Here is a 17,159-nt window from a genome sequence, read left to right on the forward strand (position 1 = left end):
GGGTATGGATGCCCGACAGCGAAGCTCCGCGCTCCCGGCCCCGGCGCGCGGACCCCTCCCGCTCGCCCTGGCCGTCGCCGCCCTCGCCCTGCCGGCCCTGTCGGCCTGCACCGGCGGGGAGAACGCCACGCCCGAGGGCATCATCAGCCTCTCCGCGGGCGCGGCCCAGAAGGCCGCCGAGAACGACCCCGCCACCCTGCCGCGCCCGGACGGGCCCCGCATCGGCGCCGTGCAGATGGTCGCGCCCATCTACGAGAAGGCGGACCGGCGCTCGGCCAAGCTCGGCTACCTCCGCGCGGGCGGGACGGCGCCCCGCGGGGAGAAGCCCGCCGCGTTCGACGACTGCCAGGGCGGCTACTACCGCGTGCTGCCCGCCGGGTTCATGTGCGCGGACAGTGACGCCACGATCGACACGCAGCACCCGATCGTCCGGGCGCTCACGCGGCGGCCCGACCTGTCCAAGCCGATGCCGTACCCGTACGCCTTCGTCCGGGCCATCGCGCCGAACTACTACCGGATGCCGTCCACGAAGGAGCAGCTCCAGTACGAGATGAGCCTGGAGCGGCACCTCCGCAGCTACAAGAAGCTCAAGAAGAAGTGGGACGAGGTCAAGGTCGGCGCCAACGACGTGCCGCTCGACCCCGCGGGCAACGCCGTCGCCGACCCGCCCGCGGAGCCGCCCGACCTCGGCGACAGCGAGCTCTTCGGCGGCAACGGCAGCGACGAGATCCCCTGGTTCTTCAAGGGCGGCCGGCAGCTCCCGAACATCTCGTCGTTCAAGGTCCCGGGCTACGCGATCATCACCAACCGGATCGCGCGCAAGGCAGGGCTCGCCCTCATCGACACCTTCATGGGCGACGGCGGGCGGCGCTTCGCCCTGACCACCGACGCGCGGCTCGTGCCCACCTCGAAGCTCAAGCCCGCCCGCGGCTCCACGTTCCACGGCGTCGACATGACCAAGGGGTGGGAGCTGCCGCTCGCGTTCGTGCACCGGCAGGACGCGAAGCGCTACGACATCTCCGGCGGCGAGATGGAGAAGGCGGGCGAGCTGCCCTGGCACACCGCCGTGCAGCTCACGGGGCGCTCGAAGAAGGTCGGCGGCGCCCGCCTCGTCGAGGCGAAGGACGGGACGTGGGTGCGCGACTCCGACGTCGCCATCGCGGTGAAGCCCTCGGAGCTGCCGTCGTTCGCGCAGGGGACCGTGAAGTGGATCGACATCTCGATCCTGAGCCAGACGCTCATCCTCTACGAGGGCAGGAAGCCCGTCTACGCCACCGCGGCGGCGACGGGCCGCGACGGGCTCGGCGACCCCAAGAAGACCTTCTCGACCGTGCGCGGGACGTTCCGGATCCGCGACAAACACGTCACGACGACCATGGACGCGCACGAGGTCGACAACAAGTTCGAGCTCCGCGACGTGCCGTGGGTGCAGTACTTCGAGGCCGGCTACGCGATCCACGCGGCGCCGTGGCACGACGACTACGGCAAGCCGCGCAGCCACGGGTGCATCAACCTGTCGCCGATCGACGCGCGCCGGGTGTTCCTCTGGACCGATCCCCCCGTGCCCGACGGATGGCACGGGGTCAGCGCGGGGAAGGCCACGGGGGAAGGGACCATCGTCCACATCCATCCCTAGAGCGGAGCGGCGGGGGTCAGTCCTCGTCGGCCTCGGCCTTGAAGCCGCTCTCCTTGATCACCTTGTCCTGCACCATCGGCGGGCAGACCTCCAGGTGCTCGACGTTCATCGTGAACGTGCCTTTGCCCTGGGTCATGCTCTTCAGCTTCGACTCGTACTCGAGCACCTCGGCGAGCGGGACGAACGCGTTCACGATCGTCTGGCTCTCGACCGAGTCCGTGCCGATGATCCTCCCGCGGCGGCTGTTGATGTCGCCGATGATGTCGCCCATCGCGGCGCTCGGCACCGTCACCGAGAGCCGCACGATGGGCTCGAGCAGCACCGGCGCGCACTGCGCGGCGGCAGCCTTGAACGCCTTGCTGCCCGCCATCTGGAACGCCGCGTCCGAGGAGTCGACGTCGTGGTACTTGCCGTCGAAGAGCCGGACCTTGACGTCGATCATCGGGTAGCCCGCCAGGACGCCCTTCGACATCGACTTGACGATGCCCTTCTCGACCGAGGGGATGAACTGCCGCGGCACGGCGCCGCCCACGACCGCGTCCTCGAAGACGAAGCCGCCGCCGCGCGGCAAAGGCTCCATGTCGATGTAGCAGACGCCGAACTGGCCATGTCCGCCCGTCTGCTTCTTGTGCTTGCCCTCGATGTTCGTGGCCTTCTTCGAGATCGTCTCCTTGTAGGCGATGTGCGGCGGGCCGAGCCGACAGTCGACCCCGACGCGCCGGCGGATGCGCTCCACCGTGATCTCGAGGTGCAGGGCGCCGAGCCCCGAGACGACGAGCTCGCGGGTCGACGCGTCCTGGTGCACGCTGAGCCCCGGGTCCTCCTCGGTCAGCCGGTAGAGCGCGTTGCCGACCTTGTCCTCGCCGCCCTTGGCGTCGAACCGCACGCCGCGCGAGAAGAGGGCCGGCGGCAGCTCCGGCGCGGAGAGCAAGAACGCGTGCTTCTCGTCCGAGAGCGTGTGCCCGCTCAGCGTGGCCTTCAGCTTGTGCAGCGCCACGATGTCCCCGGCGCGCGCCTCGTCCACCTGCTTGTGGTCCTTGCCGACCACGCTGTGGATCTTCCCGAGCCGCTCCGTGCCGCCCGTGCTCGCGTTGAGCATCGTGGCGTCGGGCCGGAGCACGCCGGAGAGCACGCGCACGAACGAGGTGCGGCCGGCGTGCGGATCGATCGAGGTCTTGAAGACGAACGCCGCGGCCGGGGCCTCCGCCGCCGACGGCCGCTCCGCGGCCTGCGGCGCGGCGCCGGGCTTGCCGGTCGGGACGACGCCGCTCCAGGCCGGGTGCTCGGTCGGCGGCGGCACGAGCTCGACGATGCCGTCGAGCAGCGCGGCGACGCCGCTCGGGCGGACCCCGGAGGCGAAGTAGACCGGGATCAGCGCCCCCTGGCGGACCGCGGCGCGGAGCCCCTGATCGAGCTCCTCCTGCGTGAGATCGCCCTCGGTCAGGTACCGCTCGGTGAGCTCGTCGTCGCTGCCGGCGACGTCGTCGACGAGCTTCCCCCGGGCCTTCTCGACGGCGCCCGCGGCGTCGGCCGGCACGGGAGAGCCCGCGGCCGTGGCGGGCGCCTCGGGTTTGTCGAGCCAGGCCTTCTTCGTCCGGATGGCGACGACCCCCCGGTGCTGGAGCCCCTCGCCGACGCGCTCCTCCATCACCGCGAGCGGCGCCTTGAGGCGCGCGCGGATCTCGGCGAGCACCTCGTCGGGGCGGGCGTTCTCGGCGTCGACCTTCGTGACGACGATCATGCACGGTAGCTTTGCGTCCCTCACCCAGCCGAATACGCGCTCCGTGATCGGCTGCACGCCGTCCTTGCCGCTCACGACGAGGATGGCCGCGTCGACCGCCGCGAGGGCGAGCCGCGTCTCGGCGAGGAAGCTCCCCTCGCCCGGCGTGTCGACGAGGTTGACCTTCTTCCCCGCCCAGGCGAGGTGCGCGACGCTCGCCTCGAACGAGCAAACGTGCTCTTTTTCCTCGGCGGTTTCGTCGAGGACACTCGACTTGTCGTCCACCTTGCCGAGCTTGGCCGTCGCCTTGGCGACGTACAGCATGGCCTCGGCGAGCGATGTCTTCCCAGCCCCCTTGTGTCCGATGATTGCAACGTTCCTGATGTCCCCTGCCTCAGTCGTTGTCATCCCTCGTTCGTACCAATCCCCGTCGAGATCGAGAAGGCCGGCACGCGATTTTTGCGGCGCTTTCCTCGAGGCAGGAGGTCAGCGAAGCCGGGCAGCGAGTCGCTCACCCGAGCTCTGCCGCGACGCGCTGCGGCGTGCTCTGGCGATTTGCGCTTGTCCGGCGCTGCCTGAGTGGAGCGCTCGCCCGGGAGCTCGGCGCACGAAATGAGCACTCTCCGCCTCGCGCTCCAGATGGTCCTCGGTATCGCGCTACCGTTCGCGCTGCAGCGCTGGGACCGACGGCGGCTCACGCCCGAGCAGCGCGGCGCTTGCTGGAACGGAGCGACCTGGGGCGCGGCCCTCTATGCGTTTGGCCCGCTGTCCATGCTCGGGTGGTGCTGGGTCACGCGCGGCGTCCAGCACGGGCGGCCGGGGGCGCGTGGAACACGCGGAACAGCGCGCTTCCGCGCGCTGAAGGCGCTCGGGCTCGGCGCGGCGTCCGCCGCAGCGCTCGTCCTGATCCTGAGCGGCGTCGATACTCTGGTCGCGCTCGCATTGGGGCTCCCGCCGTGAGCCGCGTGGATGGCACGCGGAACGCATGGAAGCGGTGTCGATGGCTCGATGGCCCATGACGATAGCCGCGGATGCCGCTGATGGAGATGGCTGCCGGCCGGCCGGCCGGCCAGCTGGCCGGCCAGCCAGCTGCGCCAAAATGCGTGAAGAACGGACATTTTCGTGCCCGAGTGTCACTAGACGACACGTCATGGACGCGATAGCAGCACTCTGAATCTGTTATTCAGGGGACAGGCTTTGACTCTGTCCGCGGAGCTCGCGGACACACACCGAGGCAGTGCGTTGACGTCGCTGAAGCCCAGAGCAGAGGATCGCGCGGCCGCACGGGAGCGGACCGACGCTGAACGTGCGCCGCGGGCGGCCGAGGGCGGCCCGAGATGGCAAGAGATCGTCGCCGGCAGGTACGCGGTGGAGACCCGGATCGGCGCCGGCGGCGTGGGCGTCGTCCAGCTCGCCACCGATCGCCTGTCCGGCCAGCGCGTCGCGCTCAAGCGCGTCGATCCGAGGCTCGTCGAGAACAGGCACGCCGTCGATCGGCTGCTCCGGGGCGCCCGCGCCGCGCGCGCGCTCAAGGGCAGGTACGTCGCGCGGATCCTCGACGTCGGGGTCGAAGGTGGCGCGCCGTTCGTGGTCAGCGAGTACCTGGAGGGCTCCGACGTCACGAGCTACCTGCGGCGCCGCGGGCCGATCCGGGTCAGGGAGGCGGTGAAGTACCTCCTGCAGATCTGCGAGGCGGTCGCCGAGGCGCACGGCATCGGGATCCTTCACCGGGATATCAAGCCCGAGAACCTCTTTCTCAGCTTCGGCGACGGCGCCCCGAGCGTGAAGGTCCTCGACTTCGGGGTGTCGGCCGTCGCCTGCGGTGTCGAGAGCGAGGGGCCGAACGCCGCCTCGGGCGCCATGCGGACGTCGCTGCTCTTCATGGCGCCGGAGCAGATGCGGTCGGCGGGCGGCATCGACGAGCGCGCCGACATCTGGTCGATCGGCGCGGTCGCCTACGCGCTCCTCTGCGGGGCGAGCCCGTTCGATGCGCCGACCGAGCTCGAGATCTGCACCAAGGTCCTGACCGAGCCGCCCGCGCCCTTTCCGGCGGGCGTCGAGCCCCCGGAGCTGCGGGCCCTCCTGCTGCGCTGCCTCGCCAAGGACCCGGAGGCGCGCCCCTCGGACGTCGCGAAGCTCGCGTTCGCGCTCGCGCGCTTCGGGGGCGAGGGCGCGGAGGACGCGGCCGAGCGCGTGTGGGAGGCGCTCCGGGCGGACGAGACCGTCCGCATGGCGACGCCTGCTCCGGTCGCCGCGGACGAGTGGGAGGCCGACACGCTGGCGGACCTGCCGAGGATGTCGCCCGACGATCTCATGAGCGACCTCGAGACGACGGCCAAGTGGGAATCTCCCGCAGGCCGTCTGTCCGACGCCACGCTGGTGTCGCACGCGGGAGCGGCGTGGGACGGCGGCGATCACCTCCGGGCGAGCCGGACTCCGCCCCCGCCGGTCCTGACGGTGAGCCCGCCGGAGCGCCGCTCCGATCCCCAGGCGGGCGGGCCAGGGCAGCCGCCGACCGCCGAGGACACGCCCGTTCCGCTCGGCCGCAAGGTCGTGCACCGCGTCAGCGACGGCGCGGCGCCTCGCGTCACGCCGGCGCTCACGGCGCGTGTCCTGGCCGAGGCCGATGCGGAGCGCCTCACGGTGGTGCGCCGGGGGCCGTCGCCGTGGCCCCGGCGGTTCGCGATCGCGTTCGCGCTGTTCGGGATGCTCGCGGGGGTCGGCGGCGTGTGGCTCGTGCAGATGCGCACGCTCGACGGAGGCGGGAGCGCGCTGCCTGCGGCGAAGGGGCTGGCGAAGCGCGCGGCTCAGGAGGCGCGCTCGTCGGTGGTGGCGAGGCGATCGAGCGCGGCCGTCCCTGCCGCGCCGGAGCCCTCGCCCGAGCCCCCGGCGGCCGAGCCCCCGGCGGCCGAGCCCCCGGCGGCCGAGCTGGTTCCCGCGAGCGCCGCGGGTCCCGAGAGCGAGGCGCCGCGTGTGGCGCAAGCGCGAGGGGCCCGTCTCGACGCGCGGCGCCCCGAGGTCATCTACGACGAGGTCGAGCGCGAGCGGCGGCGGCGGCGCGAGAAGCTCGAGCGCGAGCGGGCGTGGCGTGAGGCGACCACCCGCGCGCGGCAAGAGCGCGACGCGTCCCGGCGCGAGCCGCCGCGGCCCGAGGAGGGCGCGGTTGGGCCGGCGCAGCCCGCCGAGGGCGCGCGCGCGCCGCAGCAACCCGCGGAGAGCGACGGCGCGCAGCGACCTCAGGCGAGCGACGGCGGGTGACGTCCGCGGCCCGGTGGTCCGCCTGCCTGGTATAAGGCGGCCCGTGCCAGGGATGAGTCGAGGAGGTTACGCGCTCGCCCGCGCGGCGGGCGCCGCGCTCGCCGTGTCGGCGGCGGCGGTCGGCGCTCCTGTGCGCCCTGCGAGCGCCGCGCCGCAGGCCGCGCAGCAGGCGCCGCGGGTCGCGCCGGAGCACCTGCCGTACGGCGCGGCGGGGTGGGCCGTGTCGGGCTGGGGCGGCGTGCGCGGCGTGACGATCGGGCCGATCGAGAACCTGCGGCACCCGGGCCGCGGCTACGGCACCGCGGCGAGCGGGCGGGCGATGGATGAGGCGGTCGCCATGGGCGCGACGTGGGTCAGCCTGACGCCGTTCGGCCGCGTGTGGGACGGCAAGGGCACGGGCGTCGATCTCGTCTTCGAGGCGCCGTTCGAGGAGAACCGGCGCAACGTGCTCGCGGCGATCGCGCAGGCGCACGCGCGCGGGCTCAAGGTGCTGCTCGTCCCGCACCTCTGGGTCGAGAGCGGCGAGTGGCGGGCCCAGATCGATCCCGGGGACGACGCCGGCTGGGCGCGCTGGGCCGAGTCGTACCGCCGGTTCCTGCTCACGTGGGCCGCGGTCGCGCGCGAGGGAGGCGCGGAGATGCTCAGCGTGGGCGTCGAGCTGCGGAGCTGGGTGACGACGCCGCGGGCGGCGAGCTTCCTGCCGATCATCGAGGCGGTGCGCCGCGTGTACCCGGGGCTGCTCACCTACTCGGCGAACTGGGACGACGTCGAGCACACGCTGATCTTCGACGCGCTCGACCTCATCGGCATCAACGCGTTCTACCCGCTGGCGGAGCGCGAGGGCGCGTCGTTCGAGGAGCTCCTGCGCGGCGGGCGCAAGGTGGCGGCCGGGGTGGACGCCGTGGCGCGCGCGTGGGGCAAGCCGATCCTGCTGACGGAGATCGGCTACACCACGCGGCGCGATCCCGCCGTGCGCCCGTGGGAGTGGCCCGATCGCATGAAGGGCGTGGTGGTCGACCAGCGCTCGCAGGCCGAGGCCTACGCCGCGGTGATCGCGCCGTTCCTCGACGCGCGCACGTGCGCCGGCTTCTTCGTCTGGCGGCTCTACGCCGATCCGGACGACGTCTCGCAGGAGGCCGAGTGGGGCTTCTCGCCGAGGGGCAAGCTCGCGGAGCTCGTGCTGCGCGACGCCTTCGCCACCCGCTGGGCCGCCGACGGCCCCCGGCTGCCCGGCGACGCGCTCGGCGGGCACCGCGCCCGCACCCCGGGGCTCTTCGGCTGGGAGCTCGATCCCGACGAGCCCGGGAGCCTGTTCCCGTAGCCGGACGAGCGGACGAGCCGCTCCTTGCGGGACGATGCGCTCATGACGGCAGGCGGAGGGTGAAGGTCGAGCCCCTGCCTGCGGTGCTCGTCACCTCGATGCGCCCGCCGTGCGCCTCGGCGATGCGGAGCGCGGCCCACAGGCCGAGGCCGACGCCCGGGGCCACGCCGCTCGACGACGGGGCGCGGAAGTAGCGCTCGAACAGCCGTCGCTGATCGTCGGCCGCGATCCCCACGCCGCGGTCCGAGACCGCGATGGAGACCTCGGCGCCTACCCGCGCGACGGTCACCTGCACGGCGCCGCCCGCAGGCGAGTACTTGATGGCGTTCGCGACCAGGTTGTTGAGCACCTGCTCGACCCGGATCGGGTCGCAGCACAGCGGGACGGGCTCCTCGGGGAGCGACAGCCTGAGCTCGTGCGCGGTCGCGATCGGGCGGTAGAGCTCCACGACGTCGCGGGCGAGCTCGCGCGCGTCCCGGGTCTCGCGGCGCAGCTCGAGCTCACCGCCCTCGAGCCGCGCGATGTCCATGAGGTCCGTGAGCATCCGGTCGCAGCGCGCGGCCTCCTTCCCGATGCGGGTGAGCATCGACCGGAGCCGCTCCTCGTGGGGGAGGGGCCGATCCGGCCGGAGGCTGTCGACCGTGAGCTTCAGCGCGGCGAGCGGGTTGCGCAGGTCGTGCGCGACGCTCGCGAGGATCCCGAGCTGCCTCTTGCGCTGCTCGGCCAGCGCGGCGGCCATCTCGTTGAACGCGACGGCGATCTCGCGCAGCTCGTCGAGCCCGCCCTGCGGCGCGCGGGCGTCGTGCGAGCCGGCCCCGTAGCGGTCGATCGCGGCGCGGATCGAGAGGAGCGGGCGATAGACGCACCTGCGCAGCTGCCAGAGCGCGAGCAGGACGCCGGCCAGCAGCATCCCGGCGGCCCCGAGGCTCACGATCTCCGAGAGCCTGTGCACCTCATCGACGCGCTGCCGGGCGATCCGCGCCTCGGCGAGCCTGGTGGCGAGCAGCCGCTCGAGCGCGGCGAACGTACGGTCGACCTCATCGTGGGACACCCCGGCCTCCCGGCGCTCCTGCGTTTGCGTGTGCGTGGCGAGGTAGCGCTCGATCTCCCGCTCGGCCTCCTCGAAGACGCTGGCGCTCTCCGCGGTGACCGGCTGCGCGCGGGCGTCCTCGAGCCACCGGGAGAGCTCGCGCCTGGCGGTATCGCGCGCGCCGACGTGCTCGGGGAGCTGGGTCAGCGCCACGCGGGCGCTCTCGCGCTCGTGGGAGAGGAGGTGGACCTCCAGCTGCGTGATGGACCGCACCTCCCGGACGATGTTGAAGAGGCACGTGACCTCGCGGGTCATGTACGTGGCGCTGAGCGTGAACCCGCTCGCCGTCAGCAGCGCGAGGGCGGCGAGCCATGCGGTGCTCGCCGCCGCGAGCGTCTTCAGCTTCATCGTCGTCCCCCGGTTCCGGCCCAGGTCGCGCCGGGAACGAGCGGAAGCGTAGCGCCTCGAGCGCGCGCGGCCCGTCCGCCGGGCAATCCGGAGCTCCCGGAGCCGCCGGGGAGGCGGCCGAGCCCGGGCGCTGCGGGAGCGGCGCGGCGCCCGTCGAGGCTGCGCTGCGCGCGGCCTCAGGCGTGCGTGTTTTCCAGGCCCTTCGGGTTCGACAGCGCCGCCCGCGCAATGGCCATCTGCCGCTCGAGCTCCGCGGGCGACGCCGGGGTCTCCAGGATCAGCGCCGCGTCGTCAGGGAGGTGGGCGGCGATCCGCTGGAACGCGTGCGCCGCGCTCTGGCTCAGGGCGCCGTGGCGGCTCCCCGCGTTCACCTCGCTCACGTGGAGCTGCTTCAGCCGCGTCCTGTGCTCCCGTACGAGGAAATGGGCCTCGGTCATCGTGCGATCGACCTGGTGCGCATGGCCGATATCGAAGCAGAACGACGCGTCCGGCAGCGCGTCGAAGAAGGGCCCGAGCTCCTCCACGGTGCGGCCTGTCCGCTTTCTCTTATCCATGTTCTCGATGGCGAGGAGGCCGCCGAGCTGCCGGAAGGCGCCGAGATCACGGAGCGTGTCGGGGTGGAGGACGATGAGCCATCCGAGCGCGGCCACCTCCGCCATGGCGTCGGCGACGGCGCGCTCCTCCGCCGCGTCGAAGCGGCTCGGAGCGTGGAACGAGACGTAGCCGTACCGCGACAGGTCGAGCGAGCCGAGGAGCCGGAGCAGCGGCTTGAGCTCCGAGATCCGCAGCGCGGAGAGCTCCACGGCGGTCGCCGAGCTCCCTTCGAGCATCGAGAGCGCTCGCTCGACGTCGCTGAGGGCGAGCGCCCCTGTCGAGTAGCCCACGGGTCGCATCAGAACACCCCATAGGTCTGGAGGAGCATCAGAACACCCCATAGGTCTGGAGGAGCTTGCGGAGCTCGTCGTCTTCCTTGAAGAAGAGCCGGTCGAGCCCGCCCTGGAACTCACGCGCGATGTCCCGCACCCGCTTGAAGGTCGGGTCGCTGCCCAGCTGATCGTCCAGCGGCAGCTGCTTCAGCCGGCCGCGCTCCTCTTCGTTCGAGAGGAGCGCGAGGAACGCGTCGTAGCTGTCGAACAGCGTGCGCGCCGTCTCCGCGGAGATCGAGGGCCGGAGCAGCACCTCGGCCAGGCTCTCCAGGGGCGTCACCCGGATGCGCTCTCGCAGGAAGCGCACGAGCGCGGGCGTCGAGAGCCGCTCGCCGTCGTCGGTCAACGTCGCCCGATCCTTGCAGAACAGCTCGAAGCCGAAGCAGGTGAGGAGCCCGCTCACGAAGATGAGCTTCCGCGACATCCTGAGCTTCGCGTTGCGGAGCGCCCAGCCCGAGCTGCGCTCCCGCTGCTTGTAGACGAAATCGACGGCGACCGTGCGCCAGTACCGGACGATGTCGTTCAGGAGGAACATCGGGAGGATCTCGCGCTTGCTGCCGTAGCGCAGCCCGCGGTCGTCCTCGATGTACCGCGAGAGCACGAGCCTGAGCACCCGCTCGTGGGCGTCCGGCTGGCCGATCGCGAGCGACTCCAGGAGCAGCAGGATGCGCTGGGTCGTGTTCTTGTTCGTGTCCTCCTGCCCGCCGATCTGGTGGAGGATCGGGTGGCTGAAGGCCACGTTGCCGAACACGCCCGTCGGGCCCGGCTCATGGAACTTCGCTTCCCTCAGGATCCTCGTGATGGCCTGGACCTGGCTGAAATGCCCCTCGTCGGCCTGACCGTCGATGAGCAGCGTCCAGTCGAGATCGCTGCCGGTCGTGTACTCGCCCCGCGCCAGCGAGCCGAAGACCACGACGCTCGTGTCGCAGGGGATCTGCTCGCGGAGCAGCGCCGCGAGCCGCGTCCGGGTCTCCGTCGAGAGCCGCGCGGCCGCCTCGATGCTCGGCCACGATCGCCCCGCCTTCTCGCCGATCCGCTCGATGGCGCTCCGCGGCGCCGCGTCTTCATCTCTCGTCATCGATCGCACCCTCGATCGCGGGAGCCGTCCATCGAGCCCACCGCAGCGCATTGCAGCGCGCCGCGTCGCGCCGCGCGCCTCACGCCCCGCCGTCGCCGGAGAGCGCGAGCCCGAACCACCGGTTCACGAGGTCATGGTGCTCGTCGAGGCGATCGCGGTAGCGGGGGGTGCCCTCGAGCGCGGCTCGCTCGAAATCGATCCAGTACAGGGCGCCCGTCTTCTCCCCGATGAGCACGTTGCCCAGCTTGACGTCGAGCGGCGCGACGCCGCGCGCGTTCATCGCCCGGACGATCTCCTCGATCCGGCCGCGGTAGGCCGCGCCGCCGCCGCTCGCGAACGCCTCGATCTCTCGCCGGTCGCGGTCTGGATCGAACAGCTGCCCGAGCGGCGCGAGGTCGATGTCGAGCACCTTCTCCCCGCGCTCGGCGACCTGATGTTGCAGCGTCCGTCCGCGCACGTAGTCGAGGTAAAGGGTGCGCGTGGCGAGGCTGAGATCGCGAATCCTCGGGACGCTGGGGAGGTCGCGCAGGCGGAAGAGCGCGGCTGCTTCGTTGTAGAAGAAGAGACCGAGCAGGGCGAAGAGGTGCGCCTGGAGCGGCGCGTTCTGCGGCTGTCCGACGAAGCGCTTGCGGACGCAGACGTAGCCGTTGCGCAGCACGACGTGCAGCCGGTAGCGCAGGCGCGGCATCTTCTGGCTCCGCCGGTTGAAGAAGGCGACGTCGGCCGGGTGGACCGCGAAGGCGAAGCCGTCCTGATCGAGCTCCGCGAGCACCCTGTCCCCCGGGCCGAGCTCGGCGACGGATGGGATCTCGCTCGGGGTCACGGCGTCGGGCACGGGGAGCGGGTTCTCTGCGAGCCGGCGCGCAAGGAGCGCTCTGACCGTCTCGAGCCGCACGGCGAGCAGCCTCGTCGCGGCGTCCATGCCGGGCACGCGGCGCATGCCTTCGTCAAGGGCGCGCCGAAGCTCAGGGTTCATGCCCGTCTAGTAGCCGCTTCCGTTCGGCAAATCAAAAGGTGAGGTGACGGCGAGGCGAGGTGGTACGCTGATCCATCGATCTTTGGGCGCGCGCGTCGGCGGGCGGCGACGCGCGCCAACGAGCGTGGACGAACGTCGACGAACGCGGACGAACGCCAGAGGCCACGACCGCCGGCGTGCCGGGTGGGCGTTTGGCAGCGCGTGTGTTGATGCTGGGTGCGGTTTGCGCTTCAACAGGGGACCCGATTCGGGTAGCAAGCCTTCATGGGGAATTCGACGCTGCGGATCGTCCATGTCGTGAGCAGCCTCAATGGCGGAGGTATGGAGCATTTCGTACTGCGCCTCGCCGAGGCGCAGCGGCGCCACGGCCACGACGCCTCGATCCTCGCGCTGCGCGGCGGGCCGCTGGCGGAGCTGGCGCGGCAGCGGACGCTGCCGACCACGGTGCTGGGCGGGCGCCTCCCCACGCGGCTCGCGCACGCGGCCCTCTCCTTCGCGCGCTCCCGCCCGCACGTCGTTCACGCGCACAACCCCACTGCGCTCCATTACGCCACGATCGGCAAGCTCCTTACGCGCGCGCGGCTCGTCTTCACCGATCACGCCCAGACGCGCGGGATCATCCGCGTTCCGTCGCGCTTCGAGTGGCGTGAAACGGACGCTGTCGTCGGCTGCTCGCAGGACACGGCCGACAAGAGCGGCGCGGTCGGCGTGGCCAGCAACATCTCTGTCATCCACAACGGGATCGACATCACCCCGGCCAAGCGGACGCGCGACGAGGTGCGCGCCGAGCTCGGGCTCGGCCCGGACGTGTTCCTTGGCATCATGCCCGCCGCGTTCCACCCGGTGAAGGCGCACGACGTGCTGCTGCGGGCGCTCGCGCGGCTCCGGGAGCGGGGCGTCGCGGTCGCGGTGCTCGTCGTCGGCGACGGCGACGAGCGCGATCGCATCCATGGGCTCGCGAGGGAGCTCGGGGTCCACGGCGCCGAGGCGCGCTTCCTCGGCTTCCGCAAGGACGTGCCCGATCTGCTCGTCGCCGCCGATTTCTTCACGCTGCCCTCGCGCGACGAGGGGCTGCCGCTCGCCGTCCTCGAGGCCATGGCGCGCAGCCTGCCTGTCGTGGTGACGCCGGTCGGCGGGGTCCCGGAGGTGGTGCGGCACGAGGAGCACGGCCTGATCGTCCCGGTGGACGGGCACGACGCGCTCGCGGACGCGATCGAGCGGCTCGCGAGCGACCCGGCGCTGAGGCGGCGGCTCGGCGAGGCGGGGCACGCGCGGGTGCGCGACGACTTCTCGTTCGAGAAGATGACGCGCAAATACGAGCAACTCTATTTCCGTCTCACGTGACAGGCGAGCGCGCGATGAAGGTACTCGTCTTCACCCATCATTACCCTTCCACGCGGCTGCCGACGATGGCGCCGTACAGCTATCACACGTACAGGGCGCTCGCGCGCCGCTGCGAGCTCCGGCTCGTGGCCCCGATCCCCTGGTGGACGCGCGCGCGCGGGGCGTCACGGGAGCTCTTCGGCGGCACGCGCGAGGCGCACACCGGCATCGACGCGCTGTTCCCCACGTACTGGTCGGTCCCGGGGCTGCCGAGCCTGCACGCGCGGGCGCTCCGTGCATCGCTCGGGCGCACGATGGCGGGGCTGCGGCGCGAGTTTCCGTACGACGCGATCCTGGCCGCGTGGGCCTATCCCGATACCGTCGCCGCGGAGGCGTTCGCGCGCGAGGCGGGGGTGCCGGTCGTCACGACGGTGCTCGGCAGCGACATCAACGAGCAGCCGAGGAACCCCGCGCTGCGGGCGCAGATCGCGCCGGCGCTCCAGCGCTGCGCCCGTGTGGTCGCGGTGAGCGGGGCGCTCGGGGAGCGCCTGGTGGAGCTCGGGGTGCCGCGGGAGCGCGTCGTGGTGCAGCTCAACGCGGTCGACGGCGCGCGGTTCGCGATCCGGGATCGGGCCGAGCCGCGGCGGCGCTTCGGCGTCCCGGCGGACGCGAAGGTGGTGCTGTACGCCGGTTATCACGTGCCCGAGAAGGGCGTGGACGTCCTCGTGGAGGCGATGGCGCACCTCGACCGGACGGGCCGCCGCGACATTCACCTGATGATGGTGGGCGGTGGCGAGCTGCTCGAGCCGCTGCGCGCGAAGGTGAGCGCGCTCGGCCTGGGCGATCGCGTGCGGCTGTTCGGCTGGGCGCTGCCCGTGGAGATCCCGGACTACATGGCCGCGTGCGACGTGTTCTGTCTGCCGAGCCGCCGCGAGGGCTGTCCGAACGTCGTCCTGGAGGCGCTCGCCTCGGGCCGCCCCGTCGTCGGAACCCGGGTCGGCGGCGTGCCGGAGCTCGTCCGCGAAGGGCACGGGGGCAATGGCCTCCTCGTCCCCCCCGGCGATCCCGGGGCGCTCGGGGCCGCGTTGGCGCGAGCGCTGGATACGGCATGGGAGCCGGAGGCGCTGCGGGGCAGCGTGGGGGCGCTGTCATGGGACGTCGTGGGGGAGCGCTATCACGCGCTCCTGAAAGAGGTCCTCGGCGAGCAGCGCGGTCGCGGGCCGGGCTGAGGCGAGCTGTCCGGCTCGCGCGACGGACACGCCAACGTAAACGTAAACGTTTACGTGGTCGTGGTCGTGGTCGTTCACGGCCTACCGTTGACGACCACGACCACGACCACGACCACGTTCACGACCAGGACCACGTAAACGTTCGGAGGTAGGAGAACGCGGCGCGAAGATTGGTTAACGCCTATGCGCCGGGCCTGCGGTGTTGTCGGAGGGGGAGTGGTTGCGTCAGCTCGCGCAGGGCGGCGGCTTCAGGCGGTGATCCCTGTAGTCACCGGGATTGCCCGTCTTCCCCTCGAGCGCGGCGATCGCGATATTGTACATCTCCCGCGCGGTCACGTAGTGGAGCACCCACTCCTTGCCATCGTTGTAACGGGTGGTGAGCTCCCGGTGCAGCTCGTGGCCCCCGGCGCCGAGCAGCGACGCCGCCTGCTCCTCGGGCGCGCCGTGCGTGTAGACCTTGACGAACACCCACTCGGGCCTCCCCTCGATATGGATGTTCTGATCGACCCACGTCTTCACCCGATCCGGCGTCGGCGGGTCGATCGCCTGGAGCGCGCCGTACTCCATCCGCATCCGCACCCGGCTTCCCCGGCGCGTCAGCGCGAGCGCGAGCGGGCCCTCGATCATCAGGATCCGGTCCTCCAGCACCTCGCCGACCTTGGCTCGCGCGCCCACGGCGTGGGCACTCCGGCGCGCCAGGTTGCCCGTCGGCCAGTAGATCTGGTTCACGATGGAGTGCTGCGACTCGTCGGGGGCCGACGGGAACGTGTAGTCGGCATAGCAGCCCGTCTCGAAGAGGAGCGGGAGCTCCGCGTCGACTCCGCAGTTCCGCGAGTCCCGCCCGGAGTTCGCCAGACACCAGTTGCCGTGGATGAACCCGTAACGCATGCGCCCGTCCGGGTCGCGCGAGAAATGCCCGTGCTTCCCCAGGATGTCCAGGTACCTGAGGATGTCCGCGCGCAGGTTCTCCTCCGTGTCGTTGTGGTGGTGCAGGTGCAGCTCCACCTCGCCGAAGCCGCGGCGCGTGAGGTCCGCCAGCGCGTCGAGCCACCCGGGCGTGTACTGCTCCCCCGGAAAGAAGAAGCTGTGACGCGGGTTCCGGCCGTCCGCGTCGCGGTACGCGCCGGCCATCTCGGGATACCCCTTCGACCACGCCCCCACCCGCGCGTCGCCGACCTCCGGTGTGGGGTTCTCCCACCCTGGCTCCCAGTGATCGCAGACCGCGAAGAGCAGGTGCCGCGGGCCGAGCGGACGCGGAGCACGGGCGTTCTCGATCCTCTGCCGGGCGTAGCCGCCGAGCCAGTTGTGAAGGTTCTTGTTCTTGAGATACTGGATCTTCGCCTGGAGTGTTCCGATCATGAGCTCTCTCGACCGCGACGCGTTGGACCGGCGGCCGCCGCGGCGGAACGGATACTAACCTGGCCCCCCCGGGCGTAGCCATAGCCGCCTCGGGGCCGCGCAGCGATCAAGATCACCTCGCGGTCTCAGGCGACGTCGCGCGGAGCGCGGCCCACCTGCCCCCCGGACGGCGCGCGCGACGGGGCGTGCGTCGTGATCGTGCTCGCCGCGTTCGCCCCCCTGCGAGGCGCGCGACGCCGTCCTCGGCCCCGCAAGCAGCGAGCGCACGCGGCCCGCCCGCCACGGAAAGGGGTGCGCAGAGGCCATGGAAACTCAAGCACACCCCAGCAGAGCCCGAACGGCCGTCCCGAACAGCCACCGTGCGGCGAACCCTTGCGGCATGCATCGTGTCTTCAATTTTGTCGCCTGGCTGTTCGGTGAGCCGCGCCGCTTTGCCGAGCGAGGATGGCTGTGAGGGGGACAAATCGCCCCACCTGTGGCGATTTGTGCCGCCCAGCCTGTCGGCTGACCACCTACCGTTGTGTCTGCGGTGAGCATCCCAACGGGAGCCGCGCTGGCACGATGCCTGCTCTGGGGGGTGCGGACCGCAGCCATCACCGATAAGGAGCCAGGCATGATGTCAACCGCGATGACGCCGAGCGAAGAGATGGTTTCCCTCCCGCGGAGGGCCTCCCTGGAGTCACCAGCTTCGATGACCGAGGCGTGCGAGCTAGCCCGGCGGCTCGTGGACATGATCGAGCGCCTCAGGATGTGCACCCCGGAGGGCGATCAGGCCCAGGCGCTCCGCATCGCGGAGGGAATGGCACGGAGCGTAGCGGACGTCGTGACCGACGTCATGGGCAGCCGGCGCGCTCACGCCGCCTAGCCCGCAAATACGCCGGCCGGGGCGACGGGG

The 17,159-nt window shown here is 71.8% G+C and carries 13 protein-coding genes; 7 read left to right on the plus strand and 6 right to left on the minus strand.

Features of this window, described 5'->3' with window-relative positions:
- Positions 1-4: 4 nt before the first annotated feature.
- Entirely contained in the window at positions 5-1,636 is a 1,632-nt protein-coding gene (locus tag WME73_RS07215; protein ID WP_437915204.1) for a L,D-transpeptidase, read from the plus strand.
- Positions 1,637-1,652: 16 nt separating this feature from the next.
- Here the strand turns inward: WME73_RS07215 and fusA are convergent, their stop codons facing one another.
- Positions 1,653-3,764, minus strand: coding sequence for an elongation factor G (gene fusA, locus WME73_RS07220; RefSeq protein ID WP_437744745.1), 2,112 nt, complete (start codon positions 3,762-3,764; stop codon positions 1,653-1,655).
- A 204-nt stretch (positions 3,765-3,968) separates the two neighbouring features.
- Here fusA and WME73_RS07225 point away from each other — a divergent pair, with 204 nt between their 5' ends.
- The 3 genes from WME73_RS07225 to WME73_RS07235 all read left to right on the plus strand — a co-directional run bounded on the left by WME73_RS07225 (position 3,969) and on the right by WME73_RS07235 (position 7,935).
- Positions 3,969-4,316, plus strand: coding sequence for a transcriptional regulator (locus tag WME73_RS07225; RefSeq protein ID WP_437744746.1), 348 nt, complete (start codon positions 3,969-3,971; stop codon positions 4,314-4,316).
- 282 nt (positions 4,317-4,598) lie between these two features.
- Positions 4,599-6,614, plus strand: coding sequence for a protein kinase domain-containing protein (locus tag WME73_RS07230; protein ID WP_437915205.1), 2,016 nt, complete (start codon positions 4,599-4,601; stop codon positions 6,612-6,614).
- 52 nt (positions 6,615-6,666) lie between these two features.
- The gene (locus tag WME73_RS07235; protein WP_437744748.1) at positions 6,667-7,935 is read left to right on the plus strand and encodes a glycoside hydrolase family 113; all 1,269 of its coding nucleotides are present in this window, start codon (positions 6,667-6,669) and stop codon (positions 7,933-7,935) included.
- A gap of 40 nt (positions 7,936-7,975) precedes the next feature.
- Here WME73_RS07235 and WME73_RS07240 read toward each other — a convergent pair whose 3' ends face one another.
- The 4 genes from WME73_RS07240 to WME73_RS07255 all read right to left on the minus strand — a co-directional run bounded on the left by WME73_RS07240 (position 7,976) and on the right by WME73_RS07255 (position 12,353).
- Positions 7,976-9,373, minus strand: coding sequence for an ATP-binding protein (locus WME73_RS07240; RefSeq protein ID WP_437915207.1), 1,398 nt, complete (start codon positions 9,371-9,373; stop codon positions 7,976-7,978).
- A 176-nt stretch (positions 9,374-9,549) separates the two neighbouring features.
- On the minus strand, positions 9,550-10,266 hold the full coding sequence (locus tag WME73_RS07245; protein WP_437744750.1) for a TIM barrel protein: 717 nt from the start codon (positions 10,264-10,266) through the stop codon (positions 9,550-9,552).
- 28 nt (positions 10,267-10,294) lie between these two features.
- Positions 10,295-11,377, minus strand: coding sequence for a nucleotidyltransferase domain-containing protein (locus tag WME73_RS07250; protein ID WP_437744751.1), 1,083 nt, complete (start codon positions 11,375-11,377; stop codon positions 10,295-10,297).
- 79 nt (positions 11,378-11,456) lie between these two features.
- Entirely contained in the window at positions 11,457-12,353 is an 897-nt protein-coding gene (locus tag WME73_RS07255; protein WP_437915208.1) for a hypothetical protein, read from the minus strand.
- 264 nt (positions 12,354-12,617) lie between these two features.
- Between WME73_RS07255 and WME73_RS07260 the strand changes: the two genes are divergently transcribed.
- Positions 12,618-13,697 carry a glycosyltransferase family 4 protein gene (locus WME73_RS07260; protein ID WP_437744753.1) on the plus strand — a complete coding sequence of 360 codons (1,080 nt, stop codon included), beginning with the start codon at positions 12,618-12,620 and terminating at the stop codon, positions 13,695-13,697.
- Between the two features lie 14 nt (positions 13,698-13,711).
- Positions 13,712-14,905, plus strand: a complete 1,194-nt coding sequence (locus WME73_RS07265; protein ID WP_437915209.1) for a glycosyltransferase family 4 protein — start codon at positions 13,712-13,714, stop codon at positions 14,903-14,905.
- 225 nt (positions 14,906-15,130) lie between these two features.
- Here the strand turns inward: WME73_RS07265 and WME73_RS07270 are convergent, their stop codons facing one another.
- Positions 15,131-16,264, minus strand: coding sequence for a hypothetical protein (locus WME73_RS07270; RefSeq protein WP_437915210.1), 1,134 nt, complete (start codon positions 16,262-16,264; stop codon positions 15,131-15,133).
- A gap of 691 nt (positions 16,265-16,955) precedes the next feature.
- Between WME73_RS07270 and WME73_RS07275 the strand changes: the two genes are divergently transcribed.
- Positions 16,956-17,129 (plus strand): hypothetical protein, encoded by a 174-nt coding sequence (locus WME73_RS07275; protein WP_437915211.1) that lies wholly within the window; start codon positions 16,956-16,958, stop codon positions 17,127-17,129.
- Positions 17,130-17,159 lie beyond the last annotated feature (30 nt).

Source organism: Sorangium sp. So ce302 (assembly GCF_051530145.1).
GTDB classification, from domain to species: domain Bacteria; phylum Myxococcota_A; class Polyangia; order Polyangiales; family Polyangiaceae; genus Sorangium; species Sorangium cellulosum_B.